This is a genomic window from Polaromonas potterensis (assembly GCF_033446725.1).
Classification (GTDB): domain Bacteria; phylum Pseudomonadota; class Gammaproteobacteria; order Burkholderiales; family Burkholderiaceae_C; genus Polaromonas.
Map to the genome: position 1 here is coordinate 1 of NZ_JAWQLX010000021.1, position 1,439 is coordinate 1,439.

Consider the following 1,439-nt stretch of genomic DNA (forward strand, 5'->3'; position numbering starts at 1 on the left):
CAATGCCGCTCAGTTAAGCCTGAGCGGCATTTTTTTTGATGGGATAGCGGGTCTTGGAGGCTCGAACTGTACGGGCATAGCGTCGCTCGGATCGACGCGGGGGTAGAAGAAATCGACGAATGTTCTGGCGCATGTTGGCCAGCTTGGCGGGAATGGCGCCCGGTGTGCGGCTCATTGAGCTCCACAACCACTCGTCCACGATGTAGCGCAAGGCGGCGATGAAGCTGATGCGACACGGAGCTACCTTGGCCTCATCGGCAATGCTCGTGATCTCCAGCCGGATCAGGTTGTACATCAGCAAGGTCGCCCACAGCTCCTGCTTGACGCCATCGGGTTGTTGGCTGCGCAGCGTCATGGCCTGGCGCAACATGTCGGTCTTCATTTCGCCGTAGGCCAACTCGATTTCCCAGCGCTCATGGTAGAGCGCAAACACATCGTCAGCGTTGTAGCGCACAGGGTCTGCCAAAGAGGTGAGGACGGTGCGCGGTTTGCCGTCGAGTTCACGGGTGATCGCTCGCACCTCCCACGTCAGCGGCAGTTCCCCATCTTTCTTACGTGCCTGGGGCGACACCTTCATGCGTAAACACACGTCGCCAGGACCGTTCGTGTGCACCACCTCCCCTCTGAGCCCGGCGCGGGCCGGAATCAGCCAATGGCGCCCTTGTCGGTGTTGCAGTGGCCACAGCAGACCTGCAGAGTAAAAGCCTTTGTCCACCATCACCAAAGCGTCAGCCGGCAACTGTGGCCACAACTGCTGTGCCAAGGTGTACTCGCTGGTGTCGTAAGCATCCAGGCAGGCATCTACTAACAGCCGTGCCCGCGCATCCAGCAAGCACGCCATGCGGACCTGTGGGAAGGCACTTTGATGTGCATCGCTGTTGCGCTGCCCGCCAAACTGCTGCCGGTTATCTGCCGTATCCGGTGTACGCCAAACCACCCCATCCAGGGCGTACAGCGACAAGCCCTGCCAGCGATGGCGTCCAGCCTCCCGGTGAGCCCAATGCGCAGCGCTGTGTCGAAACAGCCACTGCAAGGGTTCGCTGCCCAGGCGCTGACGGGCCTGGCTCAGTGCACTGGAGCTGATTGACGAGACGGCTCCTTGGGCAGGAATGGCCACCTCCAGCGCTTCGGCTACGCTCAGAATTGACCTGTCACGCAGCAGCGCCACCCCCAGCACCAGCCACACGGCTTGCTCCATCGGCAGTCGCCTTTTACGCAGCGTGGTCACCCCGCTGGCTTGTAGGGCTTGCTCTATCCACTGTTGGGGCAGGCTACGTTGTACGACGCCCCAGTGCTCAGGCGTGGCGTGTTGATGGGTTTCGTTCAGATCTTCGTACAGCATGGGCCATTGACTGGCTCATCGCGCAGTCTTCTTGTTAGCCCTGAACTGTACAAACAACAAAGGCCTCGAAAGACCTTTGCTTAACTGAGCGGCATTG

Annotated in this window: 1 protein-coding gene; it reads right to left on the reverse strand. The window is 60.3% G+C overall.

The annotated features are described in order from the left end of the window. Positions 1-13 precede the first annotated feature (13 nt). Positions 14-1,342, reverse strand: a complete 1,329-nt coding sequence (locus R6254_RS21900; RefSeq protein ID WP_318409802.1) for an IS4 family transposase — start codon at positions 1,340-1,342, stop codon at positions 14-16. Between the last annotated feature and the right edge of the window lie 97 nt (positions 1,343-1,439).

Excerpts from the sequence above, each read along its gene's own strand:
- R6254_RS21900 (WP_318409802.1), bottom strand. The coding sequence starts at position 1,342 with ATGCTGTACGAAGATCTGAACGAAACCCATCAACACGCCACGCCTGAG.